A 1,296-nucleotide genomic window follows, 5' to 3' on the forward strand; every position below is an offset into this window, starting at 1 on the left:
TACGACACTCACTCAAACGGAGATATTATGTCGCGTGCTGTTAATGACATGGACAATATTGCCAATACATTGCAACAAACCTTGACTCAATTTGTTAACAGTTTCGTCTTGTTTTTTGCCGTATTATACATGATGCTCAGTATCAGCTGGCAAATGACCTTGATTGCTTTTGTAACAGTTCCGTTGAGTGTAATTGTGATTAGTTTGATTGCTCCACGTTCACAAAAGCTATTTGCGAGTCAACAAAAAAAATTAGGCTGGTCATGTAATTATTAAAACCTATAATCGTGAAGAAGCAGAAATAGAAAACTTTGAAAAACAAAATGAAGAATTGTATCAATCTTCATGGAAAGCTCAATTCTTTTCTGGCTTCATTATGCCTATGATGAATTTTGTTAAAAATATCGGCTATTTACTAGTAGCTGTAGTAGGGGGTATTAAAGTAGCAAATGGTGGAATGACCTTAGGGGACGTTCAAGCTTTTCTACAATATACCAACCAATTTAGTCAGCCAATGAGCCAAATGGCCAACTTGATCAACACTATTCAAGCAACTGTTGCTTCAGCTGAACGGGTATTTGAAGTATTGGACGAAGAAGAAATGACAGAAGAAAAATCGAATGTCACACCTATTCCAAATTCACCATATAAAATCTCATTTGATCATGTTCAATTTGGTTATGGCGATGACAATGAAGAATTGTTGATGAAAGACTTTAACTTAAATGTTAAAGAAGGTCAAATGGTTGCTATCGTTGGGCCAACTGGAGCAGGTAAATCGACCTTGATCAATCTGTTGGAACGTTTTTATGATGTGAAAGGCGGAAGCATCAAATTTGATGGTGTAGATACCAGAGATATGACTCGTGACGAATTGCGTTCGCATTTTAGTATGGTATTGCAAGATACTTGGTTATTTAATGGGACCATTCTTGATAATATCAAATACGGTAGTGAAAAATATGGACAAGACGAAGAACGTGTGGCTGCAGCATCAGCAGCGGCTCATGTGGATGATTTTGTTCATACATTGCCTGATGGTTACGATACGATTCTAAACGAAGAAGCCAGCAATATTTCGCTTGGGCAACGCCAATTGATCACTATTGCTCGTGCTTTCCTAGTTGATCCTGAAGTCTTGATCCTAGATGAAGCTACATCAAGCGTAGATACACGGACAGAAATTTTGATCCAAAAAGCCATGCGCAAGTTATTACAAGGCAGAACAAGCTTTGTTGTTGCTCACCGTTTGTCCACTATCCGTGATGCGGCTAACATCATTGTGATGAACGAAGG

Annotated in this window: 1 pseudogene; it reads left to right on the forward strand. The window is 38.2% G+C overall.

What is annotated here, in order from left to right:
- A pseudogene (locus RT405_RS10360) lies at nucleotides 1–1,296 on the forward strand (ABC transporter ATP-binding protein); the annotation flags it as partial.

This window comes from Carnobacterium sp., assembly GCF_032094055.1.
Classification (GTDB): domain Bacteria; phylum Bacillota; class Bacilli; order Lactobacillales; family Carnobacteriaceae; genus Carnobacterium_A.